The sequence below is a fragment of the Klebsiella sp. CB_Kp196 genome, from assembly GCF_040061575.1.
Classification (GTDB): Bacteria; Pseudomonadota; Gammaproteobacteria; order Enterobacterales; family Enterobacteriaceae; genus Klebsiella; species Klebsiella michiganensis.
In genome coordinates this window covers 1-771 of record NZ_JBEAFH010000029.1, presented here as the reverse complement: position 1 = coordinate 771, position 771 = coordinate 1, and the positions used below count along the sequence as shown (strand labels likewise).

Below are 771 nucleotides of genomic sequence, written 5' to 3'. Positions count from 1 at the left end.
GAGCTACAGGAACGCCGCAAGGCCGAGAGGGACAGCGAGCCGGTTGCGTGGACTGATGAAGAAGAATTGCGCGATGCGAATGAAGGAGGGAGCGGTTATTTGTTTGGGATTGGACATGACGCGAACAAATTCGCTGACCCGCGGCGTCAGATAATGCTCTATCGCCACGCGCAGCAGCCGGTAGTGCCTGAAGAAAAGCCAATGCCTAATCCGCTGAGCATGTACGCGGTTGATGCTGTTGCGGCTATAGCAGAGGTGAAGGGCTGGAACGCCTGCCGCGCCGCCATGCTGCAGGCTGGTGATACAGTTCGCGACCTATCCACGCCAGTAGACCCACAGGTCGCTGAATACGAGCAAAACGTATTGCAGGCTGGCAACTCTCCGGTAATTCCGGAGGGGTACGTGATGGTGCCGAAGGAGCCGACATCCGAGATGATTTGGGCTGCAAAGTACTGCTTCACATCAACACCAGGCTGGGATGTATTTAAATCTGCCTACAAAGCCATGCTCGCAGCCGCCCCGCAGGAGGTGAAGCGATGTCCGCTATGACTTTTGTCGTTGAGTTTGAGGATGGAAAGGAGCCGCCAGTACACGCGCACATGGAAGTGCTTGGCGGTAAGGTTGTCGCGGTGGCGTTTCGTGATGCTTTGGAGGAGCCAGAAGAGGATGACGACTGATGCCTAAATCCCCCGCAGAACGCAAAGCCATAAAACACAAACACCATATTTGTTATCAACAAATCTAAGGTTTGTTATTTATGCAAATGATAAC

1 protein-coding gene and 1 pseudogene are annotated in these 771 nt (G+C 53.7%); both read left to right on the top strand.

Annotation, left to right across the window (positions count from 1 at the left end):
• Window positions 1–549, top strand: a pseudogene (locus ABLU87_RS04785) (hypothetical protein); the annotation flags it as partial.
• The gene (locus ABLU87_RS04780) at window positions 537–677 is read left to right on the top strand and encodes a hypothetical protein (protein ID WP_183129359.1); all 141 of its coding nucleotides are present in this window, start codon (window positions 537–539) and stop codon (window positions 675–677) included. The pseudogene ABLU87_RS04785 and the gene ABLU87_RS04780, both read left to right, overlap by 13 nt.
• Window positions 678–771 lie beyond the last annotated feature (94 nt).